Origin of the sequence: Actinoplanes sichuanensis (genome assembly GCF_033097365.1) — a bacterium.
Lineage (GTDB): Bacteria > Actinomycetota > Actinomycetes > Mycobacteriales > Micromonosporaceae > Actinoplanes > Actinoplanes sichuanensis.
The window spans coordinates 1,520,296-1,545,487 of sequence record NZ_AP028461.1 but is presented as its reverse complement, the minus strand read 5'-3'; the positions used below and the strand labels follow the sequence as shown (position 1 = coordinate 1,545,487).

Genomic DNA, 25,192 nt, shown 5'->3' with positions numbered 1-25,192 from the left:
GCCGAGGACCATCCGAGGACACTGTGGAGCACGATTCCCACGATGATTCAGTGCACTCCTCGGACCACATTGTGGAGGCGAGATGTCCATTCACCCACGCCTTTCCGAGCCCGCTCGGGCCGGATCGGCGACAGTGGATTCCGCAGGCCTGCCGGCGATGCTGCCGGCCGGTTCCGGTGATCGGCTGGTGGTCTGCGCCACCGGCCCGGACGAGACCGGCATCCCGTCGGTGGCGGTGTGGTGGACCGATCTGTCCGGTGAGCCGAAAGCCGGCTGGCTCTTCCCCGAGGAGCGGGCCGAGAACGACGCGGACGTGGCCGGGCGGCTGCTGCTCGCCGCCACCTACGGGCGGGCGGCGCACCGGCGCGCCGACGCCGGGTGGGCTCTGCTGGACCGTCTCGCCGAGCGCACCGGCCGGCACCGCCCGGCGACCGCGTCACTGGACGTCGACGACCTGGTGGCCGAGGTCCGGCACCGGACCGGGCAGACCCCCGACCTACCGGCGACCGGTGGGCCCGGCCGCTGCCCGGTGGTGACCGAACTGCTGGCCACCTGCGAGCTCATCGGCTGGGCCACCCGCGCGTGGGCCGCGGCGCCGAGATCCGGTCCGTCACCGGTGTCGCAGTGGCTGTCCCGGAAGCCCGTTCCGGCGCGGCTCTCATGATCACGGCGAAGGTGCTTCTGGCCGCCGGACTCGTCATCGTGGTGGTACGCCTGGTCGGCTGGCTGGTCGCCCGGCTCGGCCAGCCACGGGTGATCGGCGAGATCGTCGCCGGGATCCTGCTCGGGCCCAGTGTCCTGGGGCTGGTCTGGCCGCAGGCCCGCGCGCTGCTGTTCCCCTCCGGGGTGATCGACGGATTCCAGGTGCTCGCCCAGTTCGGTCTGGTCCTGTTCATGCTGCTGGTCGGCATGGAACTGGACGGCCGACTGCTACGCGGACAGGGCCGCCGGTCCGCGGCGATCAGCCTGGTGTCGGTGGCGATCCCGTTCGGTCTCGGCGCGGGACTGGGCGTGCTGCTCTACCCGCAGTTCGGCACCGGCACCGGCACCGGCCCCGGACGGATGGCGTTCTGCCTGTTCATCGGTGCCGCCGTCGCCATCACGGCGTTCCCGGTGCTGGTGCGGATCCTGCAGGAGACCGGGCTCTACCACACCCGGGTCGGCGCGATGGCGATCGCCTGCGCGGCGATCGACGACGTGATCGCCTGGTGCCTGCTCGCCGTCGTGGTGGCCGCCGCGGGCGCCGGCGGCCCGGCCGAGGTCACCGGGCACATCGCCGGCACGGTCGGGTTCGTACTGTTCATGGTGAAGGTGGTTCGACCACTGCTGGCACGGCCGGCCCGCCTGCCGTTCTGGGTCACGCTCGTGGTGGCGTTCCTGAGCGCCTGGGCCACCGAGACCATCGGCATCCACGCCATCTTCGGCGCCTTCCTCGCCGGTCTGGTGATGCCGCGCCGACCCGAGTGGCAGGACCAGGTCCGGGTACGCCTGTCCGGGGTCGTCGACGCCTTCGTGCTGCCGATGTTCTTCGTGGTCGTCGGCATGTCCACCCGTATCGACCAGCTCGACTCCTGGCAGTCCGCGGGCGTGGTGGTGCTGGTCACCGTCACGGCGATCGCCGGCAAGCTGGGGGGCGCCACGATCGCCGCCCGGTCGATGCGGGAGCGCTGGCCGGTCGCCCTGTCGATCGGCGTGCTGATGAACACCCGCGGACTCACCGAGATCGTCATCCTGACGGTCGGGCTGCAGCTCGGCGTCATCGACACCAGGCTGTTCACCGTTCTGGTGATCATGGCGCTGGTGACCACGGCGATGGCCGCGCCACTGTTGCGCCTGCTGTCGCGCTCGGACGCGGTCTCCGCCGCCACCGCCGCACGGCCCCATGCCGTGGTGCGGCACTGAACGGGCGGCCGCGATGACGTTGCCGCAACCGCAGCGGGTCGACGTACCGGCGATCCGGGGCTGGCTGCTGATCGAACATCCCGGGCCGTGGGGCTTCTCGGCCGGCGCCGACACACCGGTACTGCCCGCCGCGGTCCGGGCGGCCGCCGCCGCTCTGGGCTTCCGGGTCAACCTCATCCGGCAGCACCGGCTCGTACCCCGGCCCGGACGGGAACGCTGTTTCGTGTCGTCGTCGGCCGGGGGCCGTCAGCTGCTGGAACGACTGCCGGTGGACCGCCTGGCCGACCGGTTCGCCGGCGTCGCCGAGGCGCTCGCCGCCGGGCGGCCGTCCGGGCTGGCCACACCGGTCGCCGAGCCGATGTATCTGGTGTGCACCAACAGCCGGCGCAGCCCGGTCTGCGGTGGGTCCGGCCGGTCGGTCGCGCGGGCCGTGTCGGCCGCCGCCGGACCGCGCGCGTGGGAGACCACCCATGTCGGCGGGTGCCGTTTCGCCGCCAATCTGGTGTGTCTGCCGTCCGGTGTCTTCTACCGGGGCATGGGTCCGGCCGAGGCGGTCGCCCTGGTCGCGGCGGCCGATCGGGGCCGGATCGTGCTGTCGCGCTATCGGGGCCGGGCCGGATTGTCGCCGCAGGCGCAGGCGGCGGAGTGGGCGGTCCGGCAGGCCACCGGCCTGGACGGGGTGGACGCGCTACGGGTCGCGGAGCCCGGGCCACCGGGCGACGACGACCGCCGGGAGGTACCGGTGGCGACTCCGGCCGGGACCTATCGGGTCACCGTGCGACCCCGTGATCGTGCAGGTCAGCGCTATGACGTGATCGCGGTGACCGCACCCGACGGCGAGACCGGCCCGCGGTTCGGTGACGGGCGTCACGGATTCGGGGCGGAACTGCCGGAGCCCGCCTGTCCGGCGGGGACGGAGGTACGGTTCAGCCATGGTGTCCTTGAACGAAAACCAGCCTCAGGATCGCTCGGGCCATGATCCGGTCATCAGGCTGGGGTACCAGATCCCGAATTTCACCTACCCGGGCATCGGCGTCGAGAGCCTGTTCGACACGGTCGTCGCGCAGGCCCGCGAGGCGGAGGCCAGCGGTTTCGACACCGTGCTGGTGATGGACCACCTGTATCAGCTGCCCGGCATCGGCCCCGCGGAGAACGCGATGCTGGAGGCCTACACGACGCTGGGCGCGCTGGCCTCGGCGACGTCCACGATCCAGCTGTCGACGCTGGTCACCGGTAACACGTACCGCAATCCCGCTTTTCTGGCCAAGACGGTGACCACGCTGGACGTGGTCTCCAAGGGCCGGGCGATCCTCGGCATCGGGGCCGGCTGGTTCGAGCTGGAGCACGACGCCTACGGCTTCGAGTTCGGCACGTTCGGCCAGCGGTTCGAGCGGCTCGACGAGGCCCTGCAGATCATCACGCCGATGCTGAGGGGTGAGCCGGCGTCGCTCGACGGTAAGTGGTACACGGCGCGGTCGGCGATGAACAACCCGCGGTTGCGTCCACACATCCCGGTCATGCTCGGCGGGCAGGGCGAGCAGAAGACGTTCCGGCTGGCCGCGCGTTTCGCCGACCACATGAACATCATCTGTGATGTGGACGATCTGGCCCGTAAGGTCTCGGTGCTGCGCGAACGGTGCGAGGAGATCGGCCGTGACCCGGCCACGCTGGCCACCAGCTACCTGGTGATGGGTGGCGTCGGCGAGACCGAGCAGGAGGCCAAGGAGATCGGCGAGACGATCCCGGAGGATCGTCGCAACCGGGCCTTCATCGGTACGCCGGAGCAGGTGGCCGATCAGATCCAGGAGCGGGTGCTCGCCGCCGGTATCGGCGGGGTCACCATCAACCTGATCCGTAACGGCCACCGCCCCGGCGTCGTCGCCGCGGTCGGATCGGCCTTGAAGCCGCTGGTCAAATAAGGTCGGACAGCTTCACCGGCAGACCGGTCCGTGCGGATCGGTCTGCCGCGACGCCGGTCAACACGCTGCGGATACCGTCGCGGTAGCCGGCCTGACGGGCGAGGGGATCGTCGGCGGGGCCGCGGAAGACGTCGTCGAGCAGCAGTCGGTCACCGCCGCCGTGGCCACCCGCGCCGTTGACGATCGGCACCTCCTCGGCCTTCTGCCAGTGCTCCTGTACGGTCAGCCGCTCGAATCCGCCGGTCTGCTCGAGGGCGCTCGGGTCGATCGCGCCGTGCGCCGGTGTCCACGCCCGCTCGCAGACTTCCAGTTCGATCCGACCACGGGTGCCGTTGAGCGCGACCCGATAGCCCTCCCACGGCGAGTACGCGGTGAGCGAGTAGGTCATCGCCGTCCGGTCGGCGTAGGTGACCAGAACGGACATCGTGTCGTCGATGTCGATCCCGGCGCTGAAGACGTCGCGGTCCCGGATGTACCCGTCCTCGTGTTCGGCGTCGAGGTAGAGCGCTTTGAGCCGCGGGTCGGCAGTCATGTCGAGCAGGAACGGGTCGGTGCCCAGGCCGGGCGCCCCGTGCGCCCGTTCCGGCCGCGGCGAGTCGTGCGCCGATGCACCGGCCGGTCCCGCCGGGCCGTAGAACCGCAGGCCGGCCTGGGCGAAAACGGACACCGGGTGGCTACCGAGCCACCAGTTGACCAGGTCGAAGTGGTGGGTGGACTTGTGCACGAGCAGGCCGCCCGAGTTGGCCTTCTCGCGGTGCCAGCGACGGAAGTAGTCGGCGCCGTGGATGGTGTCCAACAGCCACTCGAAGTGCACCGACGTCACCTCGCCGATGCGCCCGTCGGCGAGCAGCCGGCGTACCGCGCTGTTGCGGGGTGAGTACCGGTAGTTGAATGTGACGATCAGGCGGGCGGGGCTGCGCTCGGCCGCGGCGGCGATCCGGCGGCAGCCCTCGGCGTCGACGGTGAGTGGCTTCTCGACGATCACGTCGATCCCGGCGTCGAGGGCCGCGCACACGTAGTCGGCGTGCCGGGCGTCGACCGTGGTGATCACCACGGCGTCGACGGCGGCCAGGACCTCGGCGTACCGGTCGGGGTGGAAGACCGGCACGGGTTCGCGGCCGGCCGCGGTCAGCCGGTCGTTGTGGTAGCCCATCCGGGTCCGGTTGGTGTCACAGAACGCGACGATCTCCCCGACGTCGGCCCACTCCCCCGACAGTGCGTCGATGTAGAGCTGCGCGCGGTGGCCCAGTCCGACGATGGCGTAGCGGCGGGTCATCGGGTCCCTTCCGAGAGAACGGCCGGATGGTGGACGTCGTGGGCGCCGAGCCGTCCGCACATGCCCCAGCGGAGCGGGTCGGACGGCGGCGAGCCGAGCACCGCGGACGCGGCCAGGTGCCGGGCGTCGCCGTGGTCGAGCGCGTCCAAGACGGCGGCGGTCTGCCGGGTGGCCGCCTCGACGGTGGATCGCCACAGGTCACGCCAGCCGGCGACGGACGGCCGGACCAGTGCGGCCGCCGCCTCGTAGAATTCGGCGAGCGGTTTCGGGTCGCCGGTCTCGGCCGCGTCGACCAGCTGCTGGAATCCTTCGAGGGCCAGGTCACGCCGGTGGCGGACGGCGAGCTCGGGGTCTCCGGCGAGGTGGGCCGCGGCCCGGTAGCGGGCCGGGTCGGCGACGATCTCGGTCGGGAAGGTCATCACCGCGTCGCCCGCCTCGGGCAGCCCGGCGTTCGACATGATCACGAGAACCCGCAGGTCACCGTGGTTGATCGCGCGGTGGACGGTGCCCGGCGTGAACCAGACGGTGGAGCCGGTGGCCAGCGGCGTCTCGTGCAGCCCGGTCGTGTCGAGCGTCAGCAGCGTGCCGGTGCCACCGATCACCACGTAGGCCTCGGTCGACACCGTGTGCAGGTGCGGCGTGCCCCCTTCGCCGTAGACCGACAGCCGGCTCACCGACGTACCACCGGGAAAGGTCGTCATGTCAGGGCCTCCGCGCCGAGCGCGGCGAGCTTCTCGGTGCCGGCGTCCCCGTGGTCACCGTCGGCGATCACGACCGCGTAGCGGAACGCGACGGAGTCCCCGGCGGCCAGGTCCAACTCCTCGCTGAAGAAGGGCGCGGGGTTCAGACAGGCGAATTCCTCGGTACGGGCGAACCACCGCGGCGGATGATGCGGATTGGCCGAGTCGTCCACGACCACCACGGTCGACGACCGGTCCACTCCGTCGTGCCGGCCGCGGAACGCGAACCACGGCCCCCGCGTGCCGCGCAACTCGTCGCCCCCGGTGCCGTCCGGCGACTGGAGCAGACCGTTGGTGAACGAGCGCGGCCCCCGCCAGAACAGCCCGCCGTACCCGGCGTTCTCCCGGCCCTTCGTGGTCGGCGACCCGAACGCGAGGGTCGCGCCGGACACGTTCGTCATCGTGGTGGCGAAGGTGAGCACCCAGCTCACGTCGTCGGCGATCGCCCAGGTCAGGGTCCGCTGCTCGGTGATGACCGGCGCGCCCTGTTCGGAGATCCAGTCGAGCGTGTGACCGAGCGCGGTGTCGGTGAGCGTGTCCAGGCTGCGGTGCAGGGCGCTGCCGTTGTTGGGTTTCTGCACGTAGAACCGGCCGTGCACGTAGGTCGGCCCGCCCCAGAAGTTGTGTTCGCCGACATGCGGCAGCGACCAGGCGATGCCCTTGTGCCAGACGTGGTCGTGCGGGCGGTACAGCGACACGAGGTCGCCGGCCAGGGTGCGGATCGGATGGAGGTACGGCTTCGGCGACTCCAGCTGCGGGGTGTCCGGCCGGTAGACGTACGAGAAGAGGGGCACCTGACCGGCGGAGACGGTGACCGAACCGCCCAGCCGGTGCTCGACCTGGACGGTCATCGGCCGGCTCCGTTCATCGTGGCCGCGAAGGGATGCTCGGGGCCGATCTCACCGCTGCGGACCGGCTGTCCGGTGGCCGCCGAGGCATACAGGGCGGCGATGAACTCCATGGTGGTACGGGTGTCCGGCAACGAGACCGGCGGCGCTATTCCCGCGTCGAGGGCGTCGAGCACGGCGGCGAGCTGGTCGATGTGGCCGCTGACCGTGTCCGATCGGGTCCGGTTCCAGCCCGCGGTCAGGTCCTCGTGGCCGGGCACCGGCGTGATCGTCCAGTCGGCGTCGCGGTAGCCGTACAGGTGGGTGAGGTCGACCGTGGCGTTCTCGAAGTCGAACCGCAGCGAGGAGGTCTGCCGGGGCGAGACCACCGAGTTGACCACCGAGGCGAGGGTGCCGTCGGCGAACGTGACCAGGGCCATCGACACGTCCTCGGTCTCCACCTCGCGGGCCCGCGTGGCGGTGACCGCGGTGACCTGCTCCCACCGGCCGAGGATGGAGAGCAGCAGGTCGAACTGGTGGATGCCGTGGCCCATGGTCGGACCGCCGCCCTCGGTCGCCCACTTGCCGCGCCACGGGACCCGGTAGTAGTCGTCGTCGCGGTACCACTGGGTCTCACAGGTGGCCAACAGCGGCCGGCCGAGGTCACCGGCGGCGATCATCTCCCGCAGCCGGTGGGCGCCGGTGCCGAAGCGGTGCTGGAAGACGGTGGCGACGTGCGCGCCGGTCCGCCGGGAGGCCTCGGCCAGGGTGTCGAGCTCGGCCAGCGACAGTGTCGGCGGCTTCTCCACCAGCACGTTCGCGCCCGCTTCGAGGCATCTCAGGGCGAGCGGGGTGTGCGTGGCGGGCGGGGTGCACAGGTGGACGAGGTCGACCCGGTCCAGGACGTCCAGGTCGGTGTGCACGTGCGGGATGTCCCACTTGGCGGCGAAGTGCCGGGCCAGGTCGGGGTTGACGTCGACGACTGCGGTGAGGGCGACGCGGTCGCCGTGGTGCTGGAGGGCCTGGGCGTGCGCGGCGGCGATGGCTCCGGCGCCGACGATCGCCGCACGGTATCGAGGTTGAGACATGGCTCCCTGTTCCTGGAGTCGAAAACCCGGCTGGCCCTCAGGGCTGTCCCCGGGCGTCGGAGACAGCCCTGAGGACCAGCCGGGTTCTGCCCGCGCCGACCGCGGCGCGGGCGTACACCGGGTCAGGCGGCGTCGATGCCGGCCTGGAGTTCCTTGATGAAGGCTTCGGCGGCCTGCTGCGGGGTCTCGCGTTCGAAGAGGACCGACTCGGTGTGGCGCTTGAGGATGGCCTCCACGTCACTGGCGCCGTTCGGGGTCACCCGCGGGGCCTCGCCGACCTTGACCGAGTCGAGGAACTCGGCGGCCGCCTTGTCGGTGCCCTCGAGCTTGCCGGTGAGCGCGGTCCGGATCTTGGTGTTGGCCGGGATGCCACGGTCGGTGAGCAGGATGTCGGCGGCCTCCTGGCTGTTGCCGAGGAAGTTCACGAACGCGGCGGCCTCGGCCGGGTGCTTCGACCTCGACGAGATCGACCAGAACATCGACGGCTTGTAGTAGGCGCCGGTGGCCGTACCCTCGCCGGGGATCTTGAGAAGTTTGAGGTTCTGGCCGGAGGCCTTGGCCAGCGAGGTGAGCTGGCTGTTCCACCAGGTGCCGATGGCCGACTTGTTGGTGGCCGTGCCGGACTGGTCGAGGCCGGCCCCGGCGCGTTCGACGCTCACCGACGCGGGCGGGGCGATGCCCTGCTTGGCGATGTCGAGCAGGTACTGCCAGTACTTGGCGAGGATGTCGGCCGGGATGGCCACCTTGCCGTCCGGGGAGTAGAGCGAGGCGCCGTTCTGGCGGGCCCAGATGTTCACGCCGCCGATGTCGAAGCCCCACGACTGCAGGCCGGTGACCTCGCCTTTGCTGGCCTTGGAGATCTGATCGCCGACGGTCTTGAGGTCGTCCCAGGTCCAGGACGCGTCGTCGGGCAGCGTGATGCCGTACTTGGCGAGCAGGTCGGTGTTGGCGACCAGCGAGTACGTGGTGACGCCGGTCGGCAGGCCGTACTGTTTGCCGTCGATGGCACCGGTGGCCAGCGCCTTGGCGTCGAAGTCGGTGCTGGTCAGGTTCTTACCGGCGGTGCCGAGGTCGAGCAGCGCGCCGCGCTCGGCGTAGGACGCGAGGTACAGCTCGTCCATCTGGATGACGTCCGGCGCGTCGTTCGCGGCGACCGTCGTGGCCAGGCTGTCCCAGTAGCCGTTCCACTCCTTGAACTCGCCCTTGATGGTGATGTTCGGGTGGGTCTTCTGCCACAGGTCGATGACCTGCTGGGTGCGCTGGTGGCGGGCGTCCGAGCCCCACCAGGTGAAGCGCAGCTCGATCTTGTCGGCGGTCAGGTCACCGTCGGCCTTGCCGCCGCCCCCACCGCCGCACCCGGCGAGAAGTAGCGCGGCCAATGCTCCTACGAGAACTTTTTTCATGTCATTTCCTCCGGGGGTGGAGTTCATTTGATGCCGGTGGTCGCAATGCCCTTGATCAGGAAGCGCTGACCGACCAGGAACGCGAGGAAGATCGGCAGCAGCGATACGACGCTCATGGCGAACATCGATCCCCACGACGTCGAGACCGTGGCGTCGACATAGGAGCGCAGGGCGACCGGAACCGTGTACATGTCCGGGTCGGTGAGGTAGATGAGCTGGCTGAAGAAGTCGTTCCACGTCCAGATGAACGTGAAGATCGTGGTGGTGGCCAGGGCCGGCAGCATCAGCGGCAGGATCACCTGCAGGAAGATGCGGGGATGACCGGCGCCGTCGATCCGGGCCGCCTCGTCCAGCTCGCGCGGCAGACCGCGGATGAACTGGACCATCAGGAAGACGAAGAACGCGTCGGTGGCGAGCAGTTTCGGCACGATCAGCGGCAGGAACGTGTTGACCCAGCCGAACTGCGAGAACATCACGTACTGCGGGACGATGATCACGTGGATCGGCAGCATGATGGTGCCCAGCATGATCGCGAACCACAGCTTCTTGCCGGTGAACTCCAACCGGGCGAAGGCGTAGGCGGCCATCGAGCAGGAGACCAGGTTGCCGATGATGCAGCCGATCACGACGATTGCCGAGTTGATCAGGTAGTGGCCGAACGGGGAGGCCAGCGCGGTCCAGCCCTCGCTGTAGTTCTCGAAGCGGAAGCTGTCCGGGATGACACCCGGGGAGCGGAAGATCTCCTCGTTGGGTCGCAGCGAGCTGACCACCATCCAGATCACCGGGTAGAGCATCACCAGGGTGAGCAGGATCAGGGCGGTGTGCTTGGCGATGCTCCGCCAGGGGCCTGGGACCTTCGCGGTCGCCGCGGCCTTCGCCGGCGCCGGGGTAACACGCTCAGCGAGGTCAGTCATCGTAGAAAACCCATCGCTTGGCGGCCCAGAAGTTGACCGCGGTGAACGCGGCGATGATCAGCAGGAGCAGCCAGGCCAGCGCCGAGGCGTAACCCATGTCGAAGCTGTGGAATCCGCGCTGATAGAGGTAGAGCGTGTAGAACATGGTCGAGTCGGACGGACCACCGGTGCCGCCGGAGACCACGAACGCCTGGGTGAACGACTGGAAGGCGTGGATGATCTGCAGCACCAGGTTGAAGAAGATGATCGGCGACAGCAGCGGCACGGTGATCCGACGGAACTGGGTCCACCGACCGGCGCCGTCGATCTGCGCGGCCTCGTAGTACATCACCGGGATCTGCCGCAGCCCGGCCAGGAAGATCACCATCGGGGCGCCGAAGGTCCACACGTTCAGCACGATCAGGGTGGACAGGGCGGTGTCCGGGTCGGAGATCCAGCCGGTGCCCTCGATGCCGAAGAAGCCGAGCATCTGGTTGATCAGGCCCTCGGCGCCGAAGATCTGCCGCCACAGCACCGCGATCGCCACGCTGGAGCCGAGCAGCGACGGCAGGTAGAACGCCGACCGGTAGAACGCCAGGCCGCGCATCCCCCGGTCGAGCAGCATGGCCAGCCCGAGCGCCGCGGCCAACTGAAGCGGGACCGAGACGAAGACGTACGTGAAGGTGACGCCGAGCGAGTGGTGCAACCGCTCGTCGGTGAACATCCGCTGGATGTTCTCCAGGCCGTTGAACTCGGGCGGCTGGATCAGGTTGTAGTCGGTGAAACCCAGGACGAACGACGCCGCGACGGGGCCGGCGGTGATCAGCAGAATCCCGGCGAACCAGGGCAGGAGGAACAGCAGGGCGGCCTTGGTGTCCCGCTTACGCGGCGGGCCGCCGGTGGAGGTGTTGAGCCGTTGGAGTTCGCCGATGGCGCTCACCCGACCCCCCTTCGTGGCGTTGGAAACCGTATTCCGGAGTCTGCGGCGTTACGACGGGGCGGTCAAGTGTTTCGCGTCGATGAATTTACTTCGGGGAAAGCGCTTGCCCAGCGAGTCGGTCACCGACCGTGCGCGCTACTTCGAACGATCAGCCGTCCGACCCGGCCGGTGCTCTCCGGCACGTTCACCGTCGAGCCCGGGGTGGTGCTCTCCGCACGATCAACCGTCAAACCCGGCCGGTGCTCTCCCGCACGATCAGCCGGCCGCGCACCGTCTCGCGCAACGGCGGCCCGTCCACCGGGCGCTCCCGGATCGCCATCTCGATCGCCCGGATGCCGATGTCGGTGAACGGCAACTCGATCGTGGTCAACCGCGGCGTCAGGTCACGGGCCAGCGGCACGTCGTCGAACCCGGTCACCGACACCTGCCCGGGCACGTCGATCCCGGCCGCCCGACACGCCGACAGCACCCCGATCGCCACCGTGTCGTTGATCGCCACCAGCACGTCCGTACCGCCCAGGCCCTCCCGGATCAGCTGGGCCGTCGCGTCGAACCCGCCCTGCCGGGTGACCTCGCAGTTCACGATCCGGATGTCCTGCACATCGGCGCCCGCGGCCAGCAGACCCTCGACATAACCGGAGGTGCGCGCCGCGGCGTACGCCCGCTCGCGGGTCCCGGCCAGGATGATCGCCCGCCGGTGCCCGGTTCGGGCCAGGTGCTCGCCCATCAGCCGGGCCGAGCCTCGGTCGTCGACGGCGATCGCGTCGAACGGCAGGTGCACACTGCCGCTGCCGTAGAGAATCACCCGGCCGCCGCCGCGCTCGAACGCCAGCAGCTCGTCGAGAACCCGGGTCTCGGCCGGATCCTGGCTGATCCGGGTACTGGTCAGCACCACCGCACGCGGCCGGAAACCGGACAGGTTACGGATCGTCGCGGCCTGCAGCTCGGGCAGGCCGCGGGTGGACGAGACGGTCACGAACGCGTCGACGGTCCGGGCCTGGCGCTCCATCGCGGCGACCACGGCGGCCACCGCGGGGGTGGCCAGATCGTCGGCGATGAGGGCGATCGCGTCGCTGCCCCGATTCATCGCGCGGGCCGCCGCGTCCACCGTGTAGCGAAGCCGGGTCGCCGCCTCGATCACCTTCCGCGCGTTCTCCGGAGCGACCGACCGGCCGCCGCCGAGCGCCCGGGACGCGGTCGCCAGCGACACACCCGCCTCGGCGGCGACATCACGGAGGGTGACGGTATCCCTGGCACGGTGCGGCAATCCGGGCGTCCTCTCCAGTTGCGACGGCGCCGAAAGGATAGCTCGGCCGATGGAAACCGTATCCCGTCGTGCCAGAATCACGGCTGTGACTGACCAGAACCGGACCGCGGTGACGCTGCACGACGTGGCGCGCGAGGCCGGCGTCTCCTACGCGACCGCGTCCCGGGCGCTCAACGGCAGCGACCGCAGTGTGCGCGCGGAGAATCTGGCCCGGGTCCGCGAGGCGGCGGCACGCCTCGGGTACACCCCGCACGTGTCGGCGCAGGCCATCGCCCGCGGATCGAGCACCACTGTCGCGCTGGTGGTGGGGGCGGTCGACGATCCCTACTTCGCGTCGATCGCGGACGGCGTGGCCGAGGGCGCCTACGCGGCGGGACTCACCCTGACCGCGGCGGTCACCGATCGTTCGCCGGACATGGGCCTGCATATCGTACGGACCCTGCGCGGCCGCCGTCCGCAGGTGATCCTGATCGCCGGTAGCCGGGTCGACGACGACGGTGTCTACGCCGCCCTCGCCGAGGAACTCGACCAGTACCGCCGGGCGGGCGGGCGGGTGGCCCTGCTGAGCCGCAACGGGCTCGACTTCCCGACTCTGACCGTCGATCACCACGGTGGCGCGTTCCGGCTGGCCCAGGCGTTGGCGGGGCTCGGTTACCGGCGGTTCGCGGTGCTGCACGGTGATGATCGGATCCGGATGTCGCACGATCGGCGGCGCGGGTTCCTCGACGGGTTACGCCAGGCCGGCATCACCGTCGAGGACCGGCACGTGATCGCCACCGACCTCAACCGGGACGGCGGCCATCGGGCGGCGGCCGCCCTGCTCAGCGGCGGCGCCGGCGGTCCGGTCGGCGGCGGCCGGCGCAGCGGGAACGGCGCTGCCGGCACCGACGGCGATCCCGACAGCCGATCCGGCGCGAGCGGCCCATCCGGCACGGGCGGCCCATCCGGCACGGGCGGCCCATCTGGCACGGGCGGCCCATCCGGCACGGGCGGCCCATCCGGCGCGGGTGATGTGGAGGCGATCTTCGCGGTGAACGACGTGATGGCGATCGGCGCGATGACCGCGGTCCGCGAGGCGGGGCTGCGGCCGGGCCGGGACGTGGCGGTCGCCGGTTTCGACGACATCGACGCGGCGCGCGACGTCACCCCGACGCTGACATCGGTCCGGGTGCCGTTGCGCGACCTGGGCCGCCGAGCCGTGGAATTGGCCCTGGCCGGCGACCCGGCCGTCGTCGAGGTGCCGGTGGAGGTGGTCCTGCGGGACAGCACCCCACCCCGCTGACCCGCCCTCCGGAGAGTCGGCCCGCCCGCGAGCCGTCGCTCCACCACGAGATCCCCCGCGCGAACCGTGGCGAGCGACGGCCGGCGGCCCCTCAGGGGCGCAGCGCCCGGCAGCGCGGACGGGTCACCGTGATCGTGTAGGTGCTGGTCGCGGTGCCGTCGGCGGAGGTCACCACGATCGGCACGGTGCTGGTCCCGAACGGCAGGCGAATCGTCGCCGGACCGGCCCTTCCGGCCACCGACACACTCGACCGCGGGTTCGCCGGCGTAGCTGTGACCTGCATCTTCGTGGTCCCGGACGGCACATCGACGGCGTAGTGGAGGACCTCCGACGCGAACGCCGGATCAAGATCCGCGACGCTGACGGTCAGTGCGGTCAGCGAGGCGTCGGCGGCCAGCGAGGGCTTGCGGATCTCCAGGGGGTACGCCGTACGCGTGCCGTCCTCAGCGGTGACCGTCACCGGAACCGATGCACCCGTATCACCCAACGTCACAGTGGCGAAGGCCCGATCACCCTCCGTTGCCGAGTCACCGATCGTCACCGACCGCGCGAACCGGCTCCGCGCCACCGCCGTCACGTCCACCAAGGTGGTCACGGCCGGCACCTCCAGCAGATATCCGCCCCCGGGCACCGCCTGCGGCACCCCGTGCCCGGTGGTCAGGCTCAACAGCCCCGAGTCGTCCGGAGTGAGACCCACACCCCGGGAAACCCGCAGGTCATCGAGGTGCACTTGACCATAGTTGCTGCTGTTGGCGAAGTAGTCGAGCCGCGCCACCCCGTCGACAGGCACCCGGAACGCGGCCCGCTCCAGGACCCGAACCCCGTCGAGGTAGAGGTCGAACCGCTGGTTCACGGTGTCGATCACGGTGCGCACCCGGTGCCATCGGCCCAGCTCATAGCGACCCACCGTGACCGTGCTCGCGCCGTTGTAGGCGACCACGGTGTTCTTCGTGAACGCCACGCTGATCGCGTTGACCCCGTCACTCCCGGTCACGTAGGGCACACCCCACCAGTGGTTCCCGGAGACGTACGGCTGGTCGATCATCACCCGGCTCTCCACGGTGACCAGGCCTTTCAGTGGCGGGTCGAAGGCACGCAGCACCCGGGTGGTGCCGCTGTTCACGGTCCGGGTGAGCTGGACGGCGCCGTCGGCCACCTGGACCGCCCCGCTGACCGTGAGACCGTTCGTGCCGGTGGCCAGCGGCCCGTCGGGCAGGTCGTCGAAGTCCTGCACGTCCACGTAGTCGGGCACCGTCGCGGCCAGCAGCAGCGCACCCGCGTCGGTGGCGGTGTCCGGCCCGACGGCCAGGCCGGCACGCGACGCCGGGGTGAGCGCGGCCGCCGACGCGGTCACCGTGAAGCCCTCCCCCACCGGCACGCCGGTCACCGCGAACACACCGTCGGTCCCGCTCGTCCCGGTGGCGATCACCTGCGCATCGTCACGAACCGTCACCGCAGCCGCGGCTACCGGCTGTGCGTACTGGTCGAGGACCCGGCCGGTGATCACCCCGACCGTGCTCGTGGACGTCAGCTCCACCCGTACCGTCGCCCGGTTGTGATCTGTCACGGAAACCGTTTGCTCGGCGCTCTGGTAACCGTTGCGCGACGCGGTGAGCGTGACGGGCCCGAAGGGCACGTCCGCAATCGCGAACCAGCCGCCGGTCGAGGTGGTCGCGGACCGCCCGGCGGCGGTCACGGTGGCTCCGGCGACCGGACGACCCGCGGGGGTACGGACGTAGCCGGCCACCGTCTCGGCCGAGGCACCGGCGGGTGTCCGGTATTCGAAGGCGCCGATGTCCGGGTCGCCGTTGTAGAGCGCACCACCGGTGTAGTCCCGTCCACCGTTCGCCTCGATCGGCACGCCACCATCGATCGCCGGAGACGCCGAATCGACCGCGAACCCGTGTGCCGCGGCCAGTTGCGGCCCGGTTTCCGGAGTACCGAAAGGTCCACTGAGCTGCGGATTCACGAAGAGTGGAGCACCGACGACGGCACGGGTGTCGCTGTCCGGAACGGCCAGTTCGGCACCGCCGTAGAGGTTGCCGTCATAGAAGATCGTCGGGCTGGTGGTGAGCGCCGCCCCGGCACGCGTCGAGAACAGCACGTTGTCGCGCATCGTGTATGTCGCGTTCAGCGAGCTCCCGTAGCCGTAGACGAGCGTCGCACTGCGGTCGTTGTAGATCGTGTTGTGGTAGACCTCCGCCCGCGCCGCCCGGTCCGAGTGCAGGTAGACCTGGTGCCGGCTGTTGGACGCCACCACGTTGCCGCGGATCACCACGTCACCGAAGCCGAACTGGCAGATCAGGAACCCGTCACCGTTGTGGTGCACGAAGTTGTACTGGAACACCTGCCGGGTGGTGCCCTTGTCCGCGTCGATGCCGTTCGAGTCGGCGCCACCGGCTTTCACCGTGGTCTCGTACACCTCGTTGAACTGCACGGTCACGTCGTCGGCGAAGTAGGTCTCGATCCCCGACGTGCCGGTCCGGTGGACGACGTTGCGTTCGACGAGGGCCCCGCGGACACCCGTCAGATAAAGGCCGTTGCAGCCGTACGGCGTACCGTCCTGCCTGATGTAGTTGCCGCGGATCACCACGTTCGTGTGCGGGGTGAACTTCGGGTCGGTCGCGTTGTCCCGGCTGCCCCAGCCGGTCGCGACGGCACCCGGAGCGTCCCCGCTGTACTGCTTGACGATGATCCCGGCGAACGAGGTGTTCACGACCGTCGAGTTCTGCACGGTGACGTCGTTGAGCACGGTCGGGGTGGCACCCGGCGCCGCGATGTCCGGTACCGAACCGTCCAGCACGATGCCCCCGGTCCGTTTCGAACGGTCCCAGCCGTTGCCCTTGTAGACGCCGGGCTCGGTCTGCTCGTACGCGCCACTGATCCAACGGACCTCGCCGGTCACGTCGTGCACGTCGACGGCGTCGATCAGGAAGCCGTCCAGGGTCTCGCCGTTGTCGCCGCTGATGTGGACGCCGCGCAGGTCGGCCAGGTTGGCGCCGGGAGTGCCGGTGGGTGCGGCGGTGTTCGTGACGTCCAGGTTGCGGATCGTCCAGTGCTCCTGGTTGAACAGCCGCACCGCGTCACCGGTCGCGCCCGCCGCGTCGATGCCGGGCTTGTCGCCGTCGCCCCAGCGGTCGACGACGATCGGCGCCGCATCGGAGCCGTCGCCCTTGGGCCAGAGCTGCCCGGTCCAGCGCTGCCCGGCGCGCAGCAGGATCCGGTCCCCCGGTCGGAACGTCGTGCGATTGACCTGATCCAGGGTGCGCCAGGCGTTGATGCTGCTCAGACCGGTGTCGGTGTCGTTCCCGGCGGCCGCGTCGACGTAGTAGGTGGCCCCGACGACCTCGGCCCTCGCCGGGGTGGACATCGAGACGGTACTGAGGAGGGCGGCTACGGCTACAACTGTGAAACGTCTCAGTCGCGAGGGGGCGTTCGCTTTCATCGACATCTCTCCATGGATTGAGGCCCGGTTCGGCCCCGGTGGCAGGGCAGATGCGGGCAGGGGGTACGGCGGGCAGCACTCACAGCAGGCTCGCGGAGGGGTCCGGCGGCCCGGAAACCGTATTCCGGAGTGTTCCCGCCACCGCCGCAGCCGTCAAGGGCGGCGACGCGCGGAACTTCGGGCTTCTCCGGACCCGACAGTCACTATCAGATCGCGCGAAACCACCATGTCACCCAAGTCGGCGTCGCTCTCGGGTTGCTCAGCACCTTGATCAACGGCACCCCCGCTCCGGCCGACGCCATCGGCCCCGGCTGAAATCAGCGGCGGTCAGGTCGGGCGCACCTCCAAGGGCAGCCGGTTGACGCTCACCATGATCCAGGGGTTGCGTTCCTCGACGGGTTCGGTGACGGCGATGTCGCGGTAGCGGTCGAGCAGGATCCGCAGGGCCACCCGGGCCTCCAGGCGAGCGAGCGGCGCGCCCAGGCAGAAGTGGATGCCGTGCCCGAAGCTCAGATGCGGGTTCGGGCTGCGGCGGATGTCGAAGCGGTCCGGGTCGTCGAAGACGCGGCGGTCCCGGTTGGCGGCGGTCACCCAGAGCTGCAGGATCGCGCCGGACGGGACCATCGTCGTACCCACGCGGGTGGCGATGGTGGCCCGCCGGGCCAGGCGCGGGAACGGCGTACGGAATCGGATGCTCTCCTCGATGGCGCCGGGCAGCAGGCCCGGGTCGGCCCGGACCTCCGCAGCCGCGTCGGGGTGTCGGTCGAGGCTGAGGACCGTGTTGCCGAGCGTCGCCGTGGTGGTGATGTGCCCGGCCAGCAGAAGCAGGCCGACGAAGCCGACGATCTCCTGGTCGTCGAGGCGTTTGCCGTCCACCTCGGCGGTCAGCAACCGGCCGGTCAGATCGTCGCCGGGGTGCGCGCGGCGGGCGCGGATGTGATCGAGCAGGTAGGTGTTCATCTCGCGGATCGTCGGTGCGACCCGGTTCATCGTCGCCCGGCCGGCCGTCAGTACCGGGTCGGACGGGTCGACGTCGGTCTGGTCGAAGAGCACGTCCGCCCAGCGGCGGAAGATCGGCCGATCGGCGGCCGGGATGCCGAGCAGCTCGGCGATCACGATCACCGGCAGGGGGTACGCGAGAGCCTCGATCAGATCGAGCCGGCCACTGCCGCCGGTGGCGTCGAGCAGTTCGTGGGTGACCTCGGCGATCCTCGGCTCCAGCCCGGCCACCACGCGCGGGGTGAACGCCTGGCTGACCAGACTGCGCAGTTCGCGGTGGCGGGGCGGGTCCATCCGGACGAAGTTGCCCTGCTGGAACAGCCGGAAGTCGTCCTGAGCGGGCATGACGCTGCTGAGGTCGGAGGAGAACAGGGCCGGGTCGGACAGGACGGCGCTGGTCTCGGGGTGGCCGAGGACCTGCCAGACCTGCTGCCTGTCGTCGTAGTGGACCGGGCCGTGGGTGCGCTGCTCGGCCAGCCAGTCCAGAAACGTGGGAAGGGTATATGTGGCCATAAGACCACTATTCCCGGTGGTCCCGCCGTTTCCGGCGGGACCGTCGGCGGGTCAGCCCTGGAGGGCCGGGTAGTCGGTGTAGCCGCGGTGGTCGCCGCCGAACGCCGCCGAGAAGTCCGGGGTGTTGAACGGGCCCTCGGTGGCCAGGCGGGCCGGCAGGTCCGGGTTGGCCAGGAAGAGCGCGCCGTACGAGACCAGGTCGGTGGTGCCGTCGGCGATCAGGGCGAGCGCGTCCGGGCCGGTCGGCTGCGGGTGGGTGGCCGGGTTCAGGACGAAGGTGCCCGGCCAGGCGGCGCGCAGCTTGCGGGTGAACTCCCGGTCGCCCTCGACCAGGTGCAGGTAGGCGAGCCCGAGCGGGGCCAGCGCCGCGACCAGGGCGAGGTAGACCTCCTCGGTGCCGGTCTCGGTGATGTCGTTGTACGGGTTGGCCGGAGAGAGCCGGATGGCGGTCTTGTCCGCGCCGATGGCCGCGGCGATGGCGGTGGCCACCTCGACGGCGAACCGGATCCGGCCCTCGACCGAACCGCCCCAGGCGTCGGTGCGCTGGTTGACGTTGTCGGACAGGAACTGGTGGACCAGGTATCCGTTGGCGCCGTGGACCTCCACGCCGTCGAAACCGGCCGCGACGGCGTTGCGGGCGGCGGCGGCGAAGTCGGCGATGGTCGCCCGGATCTCCTCCTCGGTGAGCTCCTTGGGCTCGACGAAGTCCTGCATGCCGTCGAAGGTGTGCAGCTGCCCGGCGGCCTTGACGCTGGACGGGGCGACCGGGATCAGGTCGTCCGGCAGGATGCTCGGGTGGCCGATTCGGCCGGCGTGCATCAGCTGGGCGAAGATCACGCCGCCTTCGGCGTGCACCGCGTCGGTGACCTTGCGCCAGGCCTCGACCTGTTCCTCGGAGTGCAGGCCGGGGGTGTTGGTGTAGCCCTGGCCGACCACGGACGGCTGGGTGCCCTCGGTGATGATCAGACCGGCCGAGGCGCGCTGGGCGTAGTAGGTCGCCATCAGGTCGGTGGGGGTGTTGCCCGTGCCGTACGCGCGGCTGCGGGTCATCGGCGCCATCGCGATGCGGTTGGCCAGCTTGGTGCCGGCCAGGTCGTACGAGTCGAAGGCGTCAGCCATCAGAGATTCCCCTAGGTCTAAAAGTTCGCGGCACGAACAAAAGTAGTTCGCGGCACGAACTTACGCAAGGTAGGATGGCGGCCATGACAGAGGGCCCGGGATTCGGCAACACCCTGGTGTGCCTGTCCGTGCTGATCCACAAGCGGTATGTGCAGATCTGCGCCGACCACGACCTCACCACCGCCCAGGCCCAGCTGCTCTGCCTGGTCAAAGACCAGCCCCGCGGCATGTCCGAGCTGGGGCACCTGCTCGGCCTGGCCAAACCCGGCATGAGCGGCCTGGTCGACCGCACCGAGCGGCGCGGCCTGGTGCAGCGCGGTGCCGCCGAGCACGATCGGCGCGCCTGCACGGTGTCCAGCACCGCGCTGGGCAAGGAGATCGGCGACGCGCTCTACGCCGACGTGTCCACCCGGCTGCCCGACATCGTCGGGCATCTGTCCCCCGCCGACCAGCGCCTGCTCGAGGAGCTGGCCGACATGGTCACCGGCGGGACGGTTTCGGGTCCATGCCGCGGAGACGATCCTCCAGCACGGTGACGAGCGCGGCCCGGCGCTCGCGGGCCTCGCTGCACAACGCCTCGATCCGGGCCAGCGCGTCCCGGCGCCGGACGGCCAGGCCGGAGATCCGCTCGGCGTGGGCGTGCCGGGCGTCGGCCACCACCGTCGACGCCCGCAACTCGGCGTCACTGGTCAGCCGGGCGGCCTCCACCGACGCCTTGTAGAGCAGCTCCTCGGCCACCTGCCGGGCCTCGGTCATGTGCACCTCGGCGGTCTGCTCGGCCAACTCGAGCAGGCGGGGCGCCTCACCTGCGAGCACCGGCGACTCGGCCCGGGCCTTCTCCAGCTCGATCCGCAACGACTCGACCCGCTCCAGCACCCGGTCCCGGTCGCGTTCCAGCCGGATCAGATGCCCGGCCAGGTCGGAGTGCTGGAGCTGCTCGGCCAACGCCCGGTTCTCGCCCTCCAGCCGGCGCATCTCCTCGGCCACCTCGGCCAGGAACGCGTCGACCTGCCCCTCGTGATACCCGCGCGCACCCTCGGCCGGCTCCGTGAAAACGGTACTGCCGACCTGCGCTGCGGTAAGAGACATCGCGTACCTGTTACCTTCCGGGCGGCTCGCACGGCCGGACTGTGCACGTTCCCACAGCGCCCGGGGGAACGGGTCCGATCGACGTCAGGAAGTAGACGCGAACGCCCGTTCAATGTCAACACCGCGCTACGGTACGGACGTCCGACAGTAATCGGGCACCCGGATCAGGACAGCCGGAACGAGCTCACCAGAGCCCGCAACTCCTCGGCCGTACGCGCCACCTCGGAGCTCGCCAGGTTGGTCTGACTCGTGCCGGCGTTCGAGATCGAGCTGGCCCGGGCCACCTCGGCGATACTCACCGCGATCCGGCCGCTGCCCGCCGCCACCTCACTGATGCTCCGGCTCATCTCGGCGGTCGTCGCGGTCTGCTCCTCGACCGCGCTGGCGATCGTCGTCTGATAGTCGTTGATCTTCGCGATGACCTCGCTGATCCGGCTGATCACCTCGACCACGCCACCGGTCTCCTGCTGGATCGCCGTCACCCGGCTGCTGATGTCCTCGGTCGCCCGGGCCGTCTCCTGCGCCAGGTCCTTGACCTCGCTGGCCACCACGGCGAAGCCCTTGCCCATCTCCCCCGCACGGGCCGCCTCGATGGTGGCGTTCAGGGCCAGCAGGTTGGTCTGCTCGGCGATCTGGGTGATCAGCTTGATCACGTTGCCGATCTCCTCCGACGAGGCGCCGAGCTGCTCGATCTGCTTGGTGGCGAGCGCCGCCTCGGACACCGCCTCACTGGCGATCTGCACGGCCCGGTTGGTGTTCTCGGAGATCTCCCGGATCGAGACGCCCATCTCCTCACTGCCGGCCGCCACCGTCTGCACGTTGCGGGAGATCTCCTCCGCCTCGGTCGACGCCGCCGACGTCTGCTGATCGGTCTGGTCGGCCGCACCGGCGATCTCGTGACTGGTGGCGGCCAGCTCGGTGGCGGCGCCGGCCAGCGTGCCCGCGTTCTCGGCGATCCGCTGCATCGTCTCGTTGATGCTCTCCACCGCTTCGTCCAGCTTCGCGGCCATCACACCGAGCTCGTCCTTGGCCGCGATCCCGGTCCGCTGGGTCAGATCACCCTGGGCGAGCGAACCGACCACCGAGGCGACCCGCCGCACCGGGCCCAGGATCGACCGGACCAGCGGCACCGACAGCCCCATCAGCAGGACCAGGCCGATCCCGGAGACCACGAGCATCCACCACATCGCCGAGCTCTTGGTCGACTCCATCTCGGCCTGCCGGGCGGCGATCTCGGCGTCCAGGGTCTCGTGGATGGCGCCGATGGCGTCGTCCACCACCCCGTTCTGGTCCGCGATCGACGCGTACTCGTCCGGCGACACGCTCGCCGGGTCCTTCACCGCGGCGGCGACGAAGTCGGTGACGAACACGTTGAACGCCTCGACCTTGGCGCCCAGCGCGTCGATCGCGTCGCTGATCGGCCCGATCTCCTGCTCACTGGCCGCGGCCAGGGCCTCCTGGGCCGAGACCACGTCGTCGGCCACGTCCCCGTTGACGTCGTCGCCGTGCGTCGACCGGTAGGCGTCCACCTTCAGCTCCGCCTCCCGGGTGTCCAGGTGGTTGAGCGCCGCCTTGGTGAGCGTGTAGCTGTTGAGGCTGGCCTGCTTGTCGCTCAGCTGGTTCTGCGACCAGAGTCCGATACCGGTCAACGAGCCGGCGACCAGCACACCGGTGACCACGATCGACGACAGTCGCTGGGCGACGCTGAGGTCGGCTAGACGAGGCATAGGACACTTCCTGGGCAGGTGGATTACGGCCTTCCCCACACGCTTCGGCCCGAAAGTGCCGCGACTGAGGGCAATCAGCCGGAAGTGGACCGCAACAGGGGCGGATGCAGCAGGGCGGCCGGGCCGCGGCGGTAGAGCTGGGCCGGGCGACCCCGGTCGCGGATCACCGTGCCACCGGTCGGCTCGACGAACCCTTCGGCGCCGGTCACCTTGCGGTGGAAGTTGCGGGGGTCGAGGCGGGTACGCCACACCGTCTCGTAGACCGCGCGCAGTTCGGCCACGGTGAACTCGGGTGGGCAGAACACCGTGGCCAACGGGGTGTACTCGAGTTTGGCGCGGGCGCGTTCGATGCCGTCGGCGAGGATCCGGTCGTGGTCGAAGGCCAGCTCGACCCCGTCGACCGGCTGCCAGGAGGCGCTCGCCGCGTCGCCGCCGGCCACCGGGGAGGGCAGGTCGGGCAGTAACGCCAGGTAGGCGACGGTGATCACCCGCCCACGTGGGTCGCGGTCCGGCGCGCCATACGTGGCGAGCTGCTCGAAGTGCCCGGCGCGCGGGTCGAGCCCGGTCTCCTCGCTCAGTTCGCGGGCGGCCGCCTCCTCCAGATCCTCGCCGTCCAGCACGAAACCGCCGGGAAGGGCCCATTTCCCGAGGTACGGCTCGATGCCCCGCCGGATCAGCAACACCTGCAGCACGCCCTGACGAATGGTCAGGAGCACCAGGTCGACGGTGACCGACACCACGCTTGTCGTCATGTTGACGATAATAGCCGTACCGCTTTATCGTCATCGTGACGACAAAATGAAGGGACCCCCACCATGGCCGACGTGACGCGACGCCTCCACCTGCGGCACCTGCGCGGCGCTCCGACGAGCTGGGTCAGCCACACCCTCAAGGGCACCGAGAAGCGCTCGGGCACCGGGCTCTCGTTCTGGTATCGGCCACTGACCGCGGTGCTGTCCGAGGTTCCGGTCGACGACCGGGAGCTGCCGCTGCTCTTCCACGCCCGCACCGAGGACTTCGCCGATGTGACCGTGCAGGCCACCGTCACCTACCGGTTCAGTGACCCGGCCGCGGCCGCCGGCCGGCTCGACTTCTCCATCGACCCGTACCACGGCAAGTGGCGCGGCCAGCCGCTCGACCAGGTCGCCACGCTGCTCGCCGAGCTGGCCCAGCAGCCGGCCCTGGACCTGCTGGCCCGGGTGCCGCTGGCCGAGGCGCTGACCACCGGGATCGCCGGGGTCCGGCAGTCGGTCGCGGACGCGCTGGCCACCGACCCGCGACTGACCGAGACCGGCGTGTCGGTGGTCAGTGCCCGGGTGGTCGCGATCCGCCCGGAGCCCGACCTGGAGCGGGCGCTGCAGACCCCGACGCGGGAGCAGGTGCAGCAGGACGCGGACAAGGCGACGTACGCCCGCCGCGCCCACGCCGTCCAGCAGGAACGGCAGATCGCCGAGAACGAGCTGCAGTCCAAGATCGAACTGGCTCGGCGGCAGCAGGAGCTGGTCGAGCAGCACGGCGCCAACACCCGGCGGGAGGCCGAGCTGGACGCCGAGACCCAGCTGGTCGCGGCCCGGGCCGAGGCCGACCGCAAGGAGGTCGCGAGCATCGCGGCCGCCGAGCGGGCCAAGCGGATCGCGGCCAGCGAGGCCGAGGGCACCCGGCTCCGCGACGAGGCCCGCGCGGCCGGCGCCCGGATCGTCGGCCTGGCCGAGGCGGAGGCCGAGGCCGCGCGCCTGGCCGCCTACCAGGACCTGCCGCCGGCCGTGCTGCAGGCGCTGGCGCTCAAGGAGCTGGCCGGTCACCTCCCGTCGGTCAACGAGCTCACCATCACCCCGGACGTGCTCACCAAGCTGGTCGGACGGCTCGGGCAATGAGCACCCTCACCCCGCGGATCGTGATCGTGTCGCGGCGTAGCGAGCTCGACGAGCTGCTCGCCCGGCACGGCACGCTCGGCGCCGCGGCGTACTTCCTGCGTCAGCGGGGCCGCGACCTGGACGAGGTGACGGCCCGGCACGAGGCGCTGAAGGCCGCGCTCACCGAGGTGGGCGCGGCCGTCCCGGCCGACTGGCGGCGCGGTCACGTGGAGCGCGGTGACCTGCCGCGGTTCCTGTTCGCGCCGGAGGACGTGATCGTGGCGGTCGGCCAGGACGGCCTGGTGGCGAACGTGGCGAAGTATCTGGACGGCCAGCCGGTGATCGGGGTCGACCCGGAGCCCGGCCGCAATCCGGGGGTGCTGGCCCGCCACCGGGCCGGTGGGGTCGCGGCGCGGCTGCACGACCGGGTCCGGGGCAGCCAGGAGCGGACCATGGTGGTGGCCCGGCTGGACGACGGCCAGGAGCTGTACGGCCTGAACGAGGTCTACATCGGGCACGCCGGCCACCAGTCGGCCCGCTACGTGCTGACCACCCCGGAGGGCGCCCGGGAGCGGCAGTCGTCGTCCGGCCTGATCATCGGCACCGGCACCGGGGCGACCGGCTGGTGCGCGTCGATCGCCCGGGAACGAGCCGCCACTCCCCCGCTGCCGGCCCCGGACGATCCGGCGCTGTGCTGGTTCGTCCGGGAGGCGTGGCCGTCCCCGGCGACCGGGGTCACCCAGACGTCCGGCCTGCTCAGCGGCGGTGCCGAGCTGGAGTTGACGAGCGAGTCGGAGCGGCTCGTGGTGTTCGCCGACGGCCTGGAGTCGGACGCCCTGGAACTGTCCTGGGGTCAGCGGATCCGGATCGGCGTGGCGGCGAAGAAGCTGCGCCTCGGTTGACCTCTACG

Annotated in this window: 22 protein-coding genes; 8 read left to right on the top strand and 14 right to left on the bottom strand. The window is 70.5% G+C overall.

Annotation, left to right across the window (positions count from 1 at the left end):
* Nucleotides 1-82 precede the first annotated feature (82 nt).
* From Q0Z83_RS06785 to Q0Z83_RS06770, 4 genes are read left to right on the top strand one after another with little or no spacing between them, the layout of a single operon-like run.
* A complete protein-coding gene (locus tag Q0Z83_RS06785) occupies nucleotides 83-664 on the top strand; it encodes a DUF6218 family protein (protein ID WP_317792937.1) in 582 nt (193 codons plus the stop codon).
* On the top strand, nucleotides 625-1,902 hold the full coding sequence (locus tag Q0Z83_RS06780; protein ID WP_317792936.1) for a cation:proton antiporter: 1,278 nt from the start codon (nucleotides 625-627) through the stop codon (nucleotides 1,900-1,902). Before Q0Z83_RS06785 ends, Q0Z83_RS06780 begins: the two co-directional genes overlap by 40 nt.
* A 13-nt stretch (nucleotides 1,903-1,915) precedes the next feature.
* Nucleotides 1,916-2,881 (top strand): sucrase ferredoxin, encoded by a 966-nt coding sequence (locus Q0Z83_RS06775; RefSeq protein ID WP_317792935.1) that lies wholly within the window; start codon nucleotides 1,916-1,918, stop codon nucleotides 2,879-2,881.
* Complete coding sequence (locus Q0Z83_RS06770; RefSeq protein ID WP_317792934.1) at nucleotides 2,835-3,821, top strand: LLM class F420-dependent oxidoreductase; 987 nt, start codon at nucleotides 2,835-2,837, stop codon at nucleotides 3,819-3,821. The genes Q0Z83_RS06775 and Q0Z83_RS06770 overlap by 47 nt, the downstream gene beginning before the upstream one ends.
* Here Q0Z83_RS06770 and Q0Z83_RS06765 read toward each other — a convergent pair.
* The 8 genes from Q0Z83_RS06765 to Q0Z83_RS06730 form a co-directional block, all read right to left on the bottom strand.
* Nucleotides 3,814-5,097: a Gfo/Idh/MocA family oxidoreductase gene (locus Q0Z83_RS06765; protein WP_317792933.1), complete on the bottom strand. Its 1,284-nt coding sequence runs from the start codon at nucleotides 5,095-5,097 to the stop codon at nucleotides 3,814-3,816. The genes Q0Z83_RS06770 and Q0Z83_RS06765 overlap by 8 nt on opposite strands.
* Nucleotides 5,094-5,798: a cupin domain-containing protein gene (locus Q0Z83_RS06760; protein ID WP_317792931.1), complete on the bottom strand. Its 705-nt coding sequence runs from the start codon at nucleotides 5,796-5,798 to the stop codon at nucleotides 5,094-5,096. The genes Q0Z83_RS06765 and Q0Z83_RS06760 overlap by 4 nt, the downstream gene beginning before the upstream one ends.
* Nucleotides 5,795-6,688 carry a DUF6807 domain-containing protein gene (locus tag Q0Z83_RS06755; protein WP_317792930.1) on the bottom strand — a complete coding sequence of 298 codons (894 nt, stop codon included), beginning with the start codon at nucleotides 6,686-6,688 and terminating at the stop codon, nucleotides 5,795-5,797. Before Q0Z83_RS06755 ends, Q0Z83_RS06760 begins: the two co-directional genes overlap by 4 nt.
* On the bottom strand, nucleotides 6,685-7,752 hold the full coding sequence (locus tag Q0Z83_RS06750; protein ID WP_317792929.1) for a Gfo/Idh/MocA family protein: 1,068 nt from the start codon (nucleotides 7,750-7,752) through the stop codon (nucleotides 6,685-6,687). The genes Q0Z83_RS06755 and Q0Z83_RS06750 overlap by 4 nt, the downstream gene beginning before the upstream one ends.
* A 122-nt stretch (nucleotides 7,753-7,874) precedes the next feature.
* The gene (locus tag Q0Z83_RS06745; protein ID WP_317792928.1) at nucleotides 7,875-9,155 is read right to left on the bottom strand and encodes an ABC transporter substrate-binding protein; all 1,281 of its coding nucleotides are present in this window, start codon (nucleotides 9,153-9,155) and stop codon (nucleotides 7,875-7,877) included.
* 23 nt (nucleotides 9,156-9,178) lie between these two features.
* Nucleotides 9,179-10,069: a carbohydrate ABC transporter permease gene (locus Q0Z83_RS06740; protein WP_317792927.1), complete on the bottom strand. Its 891-nt coding sequence runs from the start codon at nucleotides 10,067-10,069 to the stop codon at nucleotides 9,179-9,181.
* Nucleotides 10,062-10,988 (bottom strand): carbohydrate ABC transporter permease, encoded by a 927-nt coding sequence (locus Q0Z83_RS06735; RefSeq protein ID WP_317792926.1) that lies wholly within the window; start codon nucleotides 10,986-10,988, stop codon nucleotides 10,062-10,064. The genes Q0Z83_RS06740 and Q0Z83_RS06735 overlap by 8 nt, the downstream gene beginning before the upstream one ends.
* 226 nt (nucleotides 10,989-11,214) lie before the next feature.
* A complete protein-coding gene (locus tag Q0Z83_RS06730; RefSeq protein ID WP_317792925.1) occupies nucleotides 11,215-12,255 on the bottom strand; it encodes a LacI family DNA-binding transcriptional regulator in 1,041 nt (346 codons plus the stop codon).
* 85 nt (nucleotides 12,256-12,340) lie between these two features.
* Between Q0Z83_RS06730 and Q0Z83_RS06725 the strand changes: the two genes are divergently transcribed.
* Nucleotides 12,341-13,537, top strand: coding sequence for a LacI family DNA-binding transcriptional regulator (locus Q0Z83_RS06725; protein ID WP_317792924.1), 1,197 nt, complete (start codon nucleotides 12,341-12,343; stop codon nucleotides 13,535-13,537).
* 91 nt (nucleotides 13,538-13,628) lie between these two features.
* Here the strand turns inward: Q0Z83_RS06725 and Q0Z83_RS06720 are convergent, their stop codons facing one another.
* The 3 genes from Q0Z83_RS06720 to Q0Z83_RS06710 all read right to left on the bottom strand — a co-directional run bounded on the left by Q0Z83_RS06720 (nucleotide 13,629) and on the right by Q0Z83_RS06710 (nucleotide 19,613).
* Complete coding sequence (locus Q0Z83_RS06720; RefSeq protein WP_317792923.1) at nucleotides 13,629-16,907, bottom strand: cadherin-like beta sandwich domain-containing protein; 3,279 nt, start codon at nucleotides 16,905-16,907, stop codon at nucleotides 13,629-13,631.
* Between the two features lie 402 nt (nucleotides 16,908-17,309).
* A complete protein-coding gene (locus tag Q0Z83_RS06715) occupies nucleotides 17,310-18,494 on the bottom strand; it encodes a cytochrome P450 (RefSeq protein ID WP_317792922.1) in 1,185 nt (394 codons plus the stop codon).
* A 51-nt stretch (nucleotides 18,495-18,545) separates the two neighbouring features.
* Nucleotides 18,546-19,613, bottom strand: a complete 1,068-nt coding sequence (locus tag Q0Z83_RS06710) for an alkene reductase (protein ID WP_317792921.1) — start codon at nucleotides 19,611-19,613, stop codon at nucleotides 18,546-18,548.
* An 83-nt stretch (nucleotides 19,614-19,696) separates the two neighbouring features.
* Here Q0Z83_RS06710 and Q0Z83_RS06705 point away from each other — a divergent pair, with 83 nt between their 5' ends.
* Complete coding sequence (locus Q0Z83_RS06705; RefSeq protein WP_317792920.1) at nucleotides 19,697-20,149, top strand: MarR family winged helix-turn-helix transcriptional regulator; 453 nt, start codon at nucleotides 19,697-19,699, stop codon at nucleotides 20,147-20,149.
* Here Q0Z83_RS06705 and Q0Z83_RS06700 read toward each other — a convergent pair.
* From Q0Z83_RS06700 to Q0Z83_RS06690, 3 genes are all read right to left on the bottom strand, one after another.
* Nucleotides 20,094-20,702 carry a DivIVA domain-containing protein gene (locus Q0Z83_RS06700; protein WP_317792919.1) on the bottom strand — a complete coding sequence of 203 codons (609 nt, stop codon included), beginning with the start codon at nucleotides 20,700-20,702 and terminating at the stop codon, nucleotides 20,094-20,096. The genes Q0Z83_RS06705 and Q0Z83_RS06700 overlap by 56 nt on opposite strands.
* A 164-nt stretch (nucleotides 20,703-20,866) precedes the next feature.
* Nucleotides 20,867-22,429, bottom strand: a complete 1,563-nt coding sequence (locus Q0Z83_RS06695) for a methyl-accepting chemotaxis protein (protein WP_317792918.1) — start codon at nucleotides 22,427-22,429, stop codon at nucleotides 20,867-20,869.
* Between the two features lie 74 nt (nucleotides 22,430-22,503).
* Complete coding sequence (locus tag Q0Z83_RS06690; RefSeq protein ID WP_317792917.1) at nucleotides 22,504-23,181, bottom strand: NUDIX hydrolase; 678 nt, start codon at nucleotides 23,179-23,181, stop codon at nucleotides 22,504-22,506.
* A 63-nt stretch (nucleotides 23,182-23,244) separates the two neighbouring features.
* Between Q0Z83_RS06690 and Q0Z83_RS06685 the strand changes: the two genes are divergently transcribed.
* Both Q0Z83_RS06685 and Q0Z83_RS06680 read left to right on the top strand, forming a co-directional pair.
* Complete coding sequence (locus tag Q0Z83_RS06685) at nucleotides 23,245-24,303, top strand: SPFH domain-containing protein (RefSeq protein ID WP_317792916.1); 1,059 nt, start codon at nucleotides 23,245-23,247, stop codon at nucleotides 24,301-24,303.
* Nucleotides 24,300-25,184: a diacylglycerol kinase catalytic domain-containing protein gene (locus Q0Z83_RS06680; protein WP_317792915.1), complete on the top strand. Its 885-nt coding sequence runs from the start codon at nucleotides 24,300-24,302 to the stop codon at nucleotides 25,182-25,184. Before Q0Z83_RS06685 ends, Q0Z83_RS06680 begins: the two co-directional genes overlap by 4 nt.
* The last annotated feature ends 8 nt before the right edge of the window (nucleotides 25,185-25,192 follow it).

Excerpts from the sequence above, each read along its gene's own strand:
- Q0Z83_RS06785 (WP_317792937.1), top strand. The coding sequence starts at position 83 with ATGTCCATTCACCCACGCCTTTCCGAGCCCGCTCGGGCCGGATCGGCG.
- Q0Z83_RS06775 (WP_317792935.1), top strand. The coding sequence starts at position 1,916 with ATGACGTTGCCGCAACCGCAGCGGGTCGACGTACCGGCGATCCGGGGC.
- Q0Z83_RS06770 (WP_317792934.1), top strand. The coding sequence starts at position 2,835 with ATGGTGTCCTTGAACGAAAACCAGCCTCAGGATCGCTCGGGCCATGAT.
- Q0Z83_RS06765 (WP_317792933.1), bottom strand. The coding sequence starts at position 5,097 with ATGACCCGCCGCTACGCCATCGTCGGACTGGGCCACCGCGCGCAGCTC.
- Q0Z83_RS06760 (WP_317792931.1), bottom strand. The coding sequence starts at position 5,798 with ATGACGACCTTTCCCGGTGGTACGTCGGTGAGCCGGCTGTCGGTCTAC.
- Q0Z83_RS06755 (WP_317792930.1), bottom strand. The coding sequence starts at position 6,688 with ATGACCGTCCAGGTCGAGCACCGGCTGGGCGGTTCGGTCACCGTCTCC.
- Q0Z83_RS06750 (WP_317792929.1), bottom strand. The coding sequence starts at position 7,752 with ATGTCTCAACCTCGATACCGTGCGGCGATCGTCGGCGCCGGAGCCATC.
- Q0Z83_RS06745 (WP_317792928.1), bottom strand. The coding sequence starts at position 9,155 with ATGAAAAAAGTTCTCGTAGGAGCATTGGCCGCGCTACTTCTCGCCGGG.
- Q0Z83_RS06740 (WP_317792927.1), bottom strand. The coding sequence starts at position 10,069 with ATGACTGACCTCGCTGAGCGTGTTACCCCGGCGCCGGCGAAGGCCGCG.
- Q0Z83_RS06720 (WP_317792923.1), bottom strand. The coding sequence starts at position 16,907 with ATGTCCACCCCGGCGAGGGCCGAGGTCGTCGGGGCCACCTACTACGTC.
- Q0Z83_RS06715 (WP_317792922.1), bottom strand. The coding sequence starts at position 18,494 with ATGGCCACATATACCCTTCCCACGTTTCTGGACTGGCTGGCCGAGCAG.
- Q0Z83_RS06710 (WP_317792921.1), bottom strand. The coding sequence starts at position 19,613 with ATGGCTGACGCCTTCGACTCGTACGACCTGGCCGGCACCAAGCTGGCC.
- Q0Z83_RS06705 (WP_317792920.1), top strand. The coding sequence starts at position 19,697 with ATGACAGAGGGCCCGGGATTCGGCAACACCCTGGTGTGCCTGTCCGTG.
- Q0Z83_RS06700 (WP_317792919.1), bottom strand. The coding sequence starts at position 20,702 with ATGTCTCTTACCGCAGCGCAGGTCGGCAGTACCGTTTTCACGGAGCCG.
- Q0Z83_RS06695 (WP_317792918.1), bottom strand. The coding sequence starts at position 22,429 with ATGCCTCGTCTAGCCGACCTCAGCGTCGCCCAGCGACTGTCGTCGATC.
- Q0Z83_RS06690 (WP_317792917.1), bottom strand. The coding sequence starts at position 23,181 with ATGACGACAAGCGTGGTGTCGGTCACCGTCGACCTGGTGCTCCTGACC.
- Q0Z83_RS06685 (WP_317792916.1), top strand. The coding sequence starts at position 23,245 with ATGGCCGACGTGACGCGACGCCTCCACCTGCGGCACCTGCGCGGCGCT.
- Q0Z83_RS06680 (WP_317792915.1), top strand. The coding sequence starts at position 24,300 with ATGAGCACCCTCACCCCGCGGATCGTGATCGTGTCGCGGCGTAGCGAG.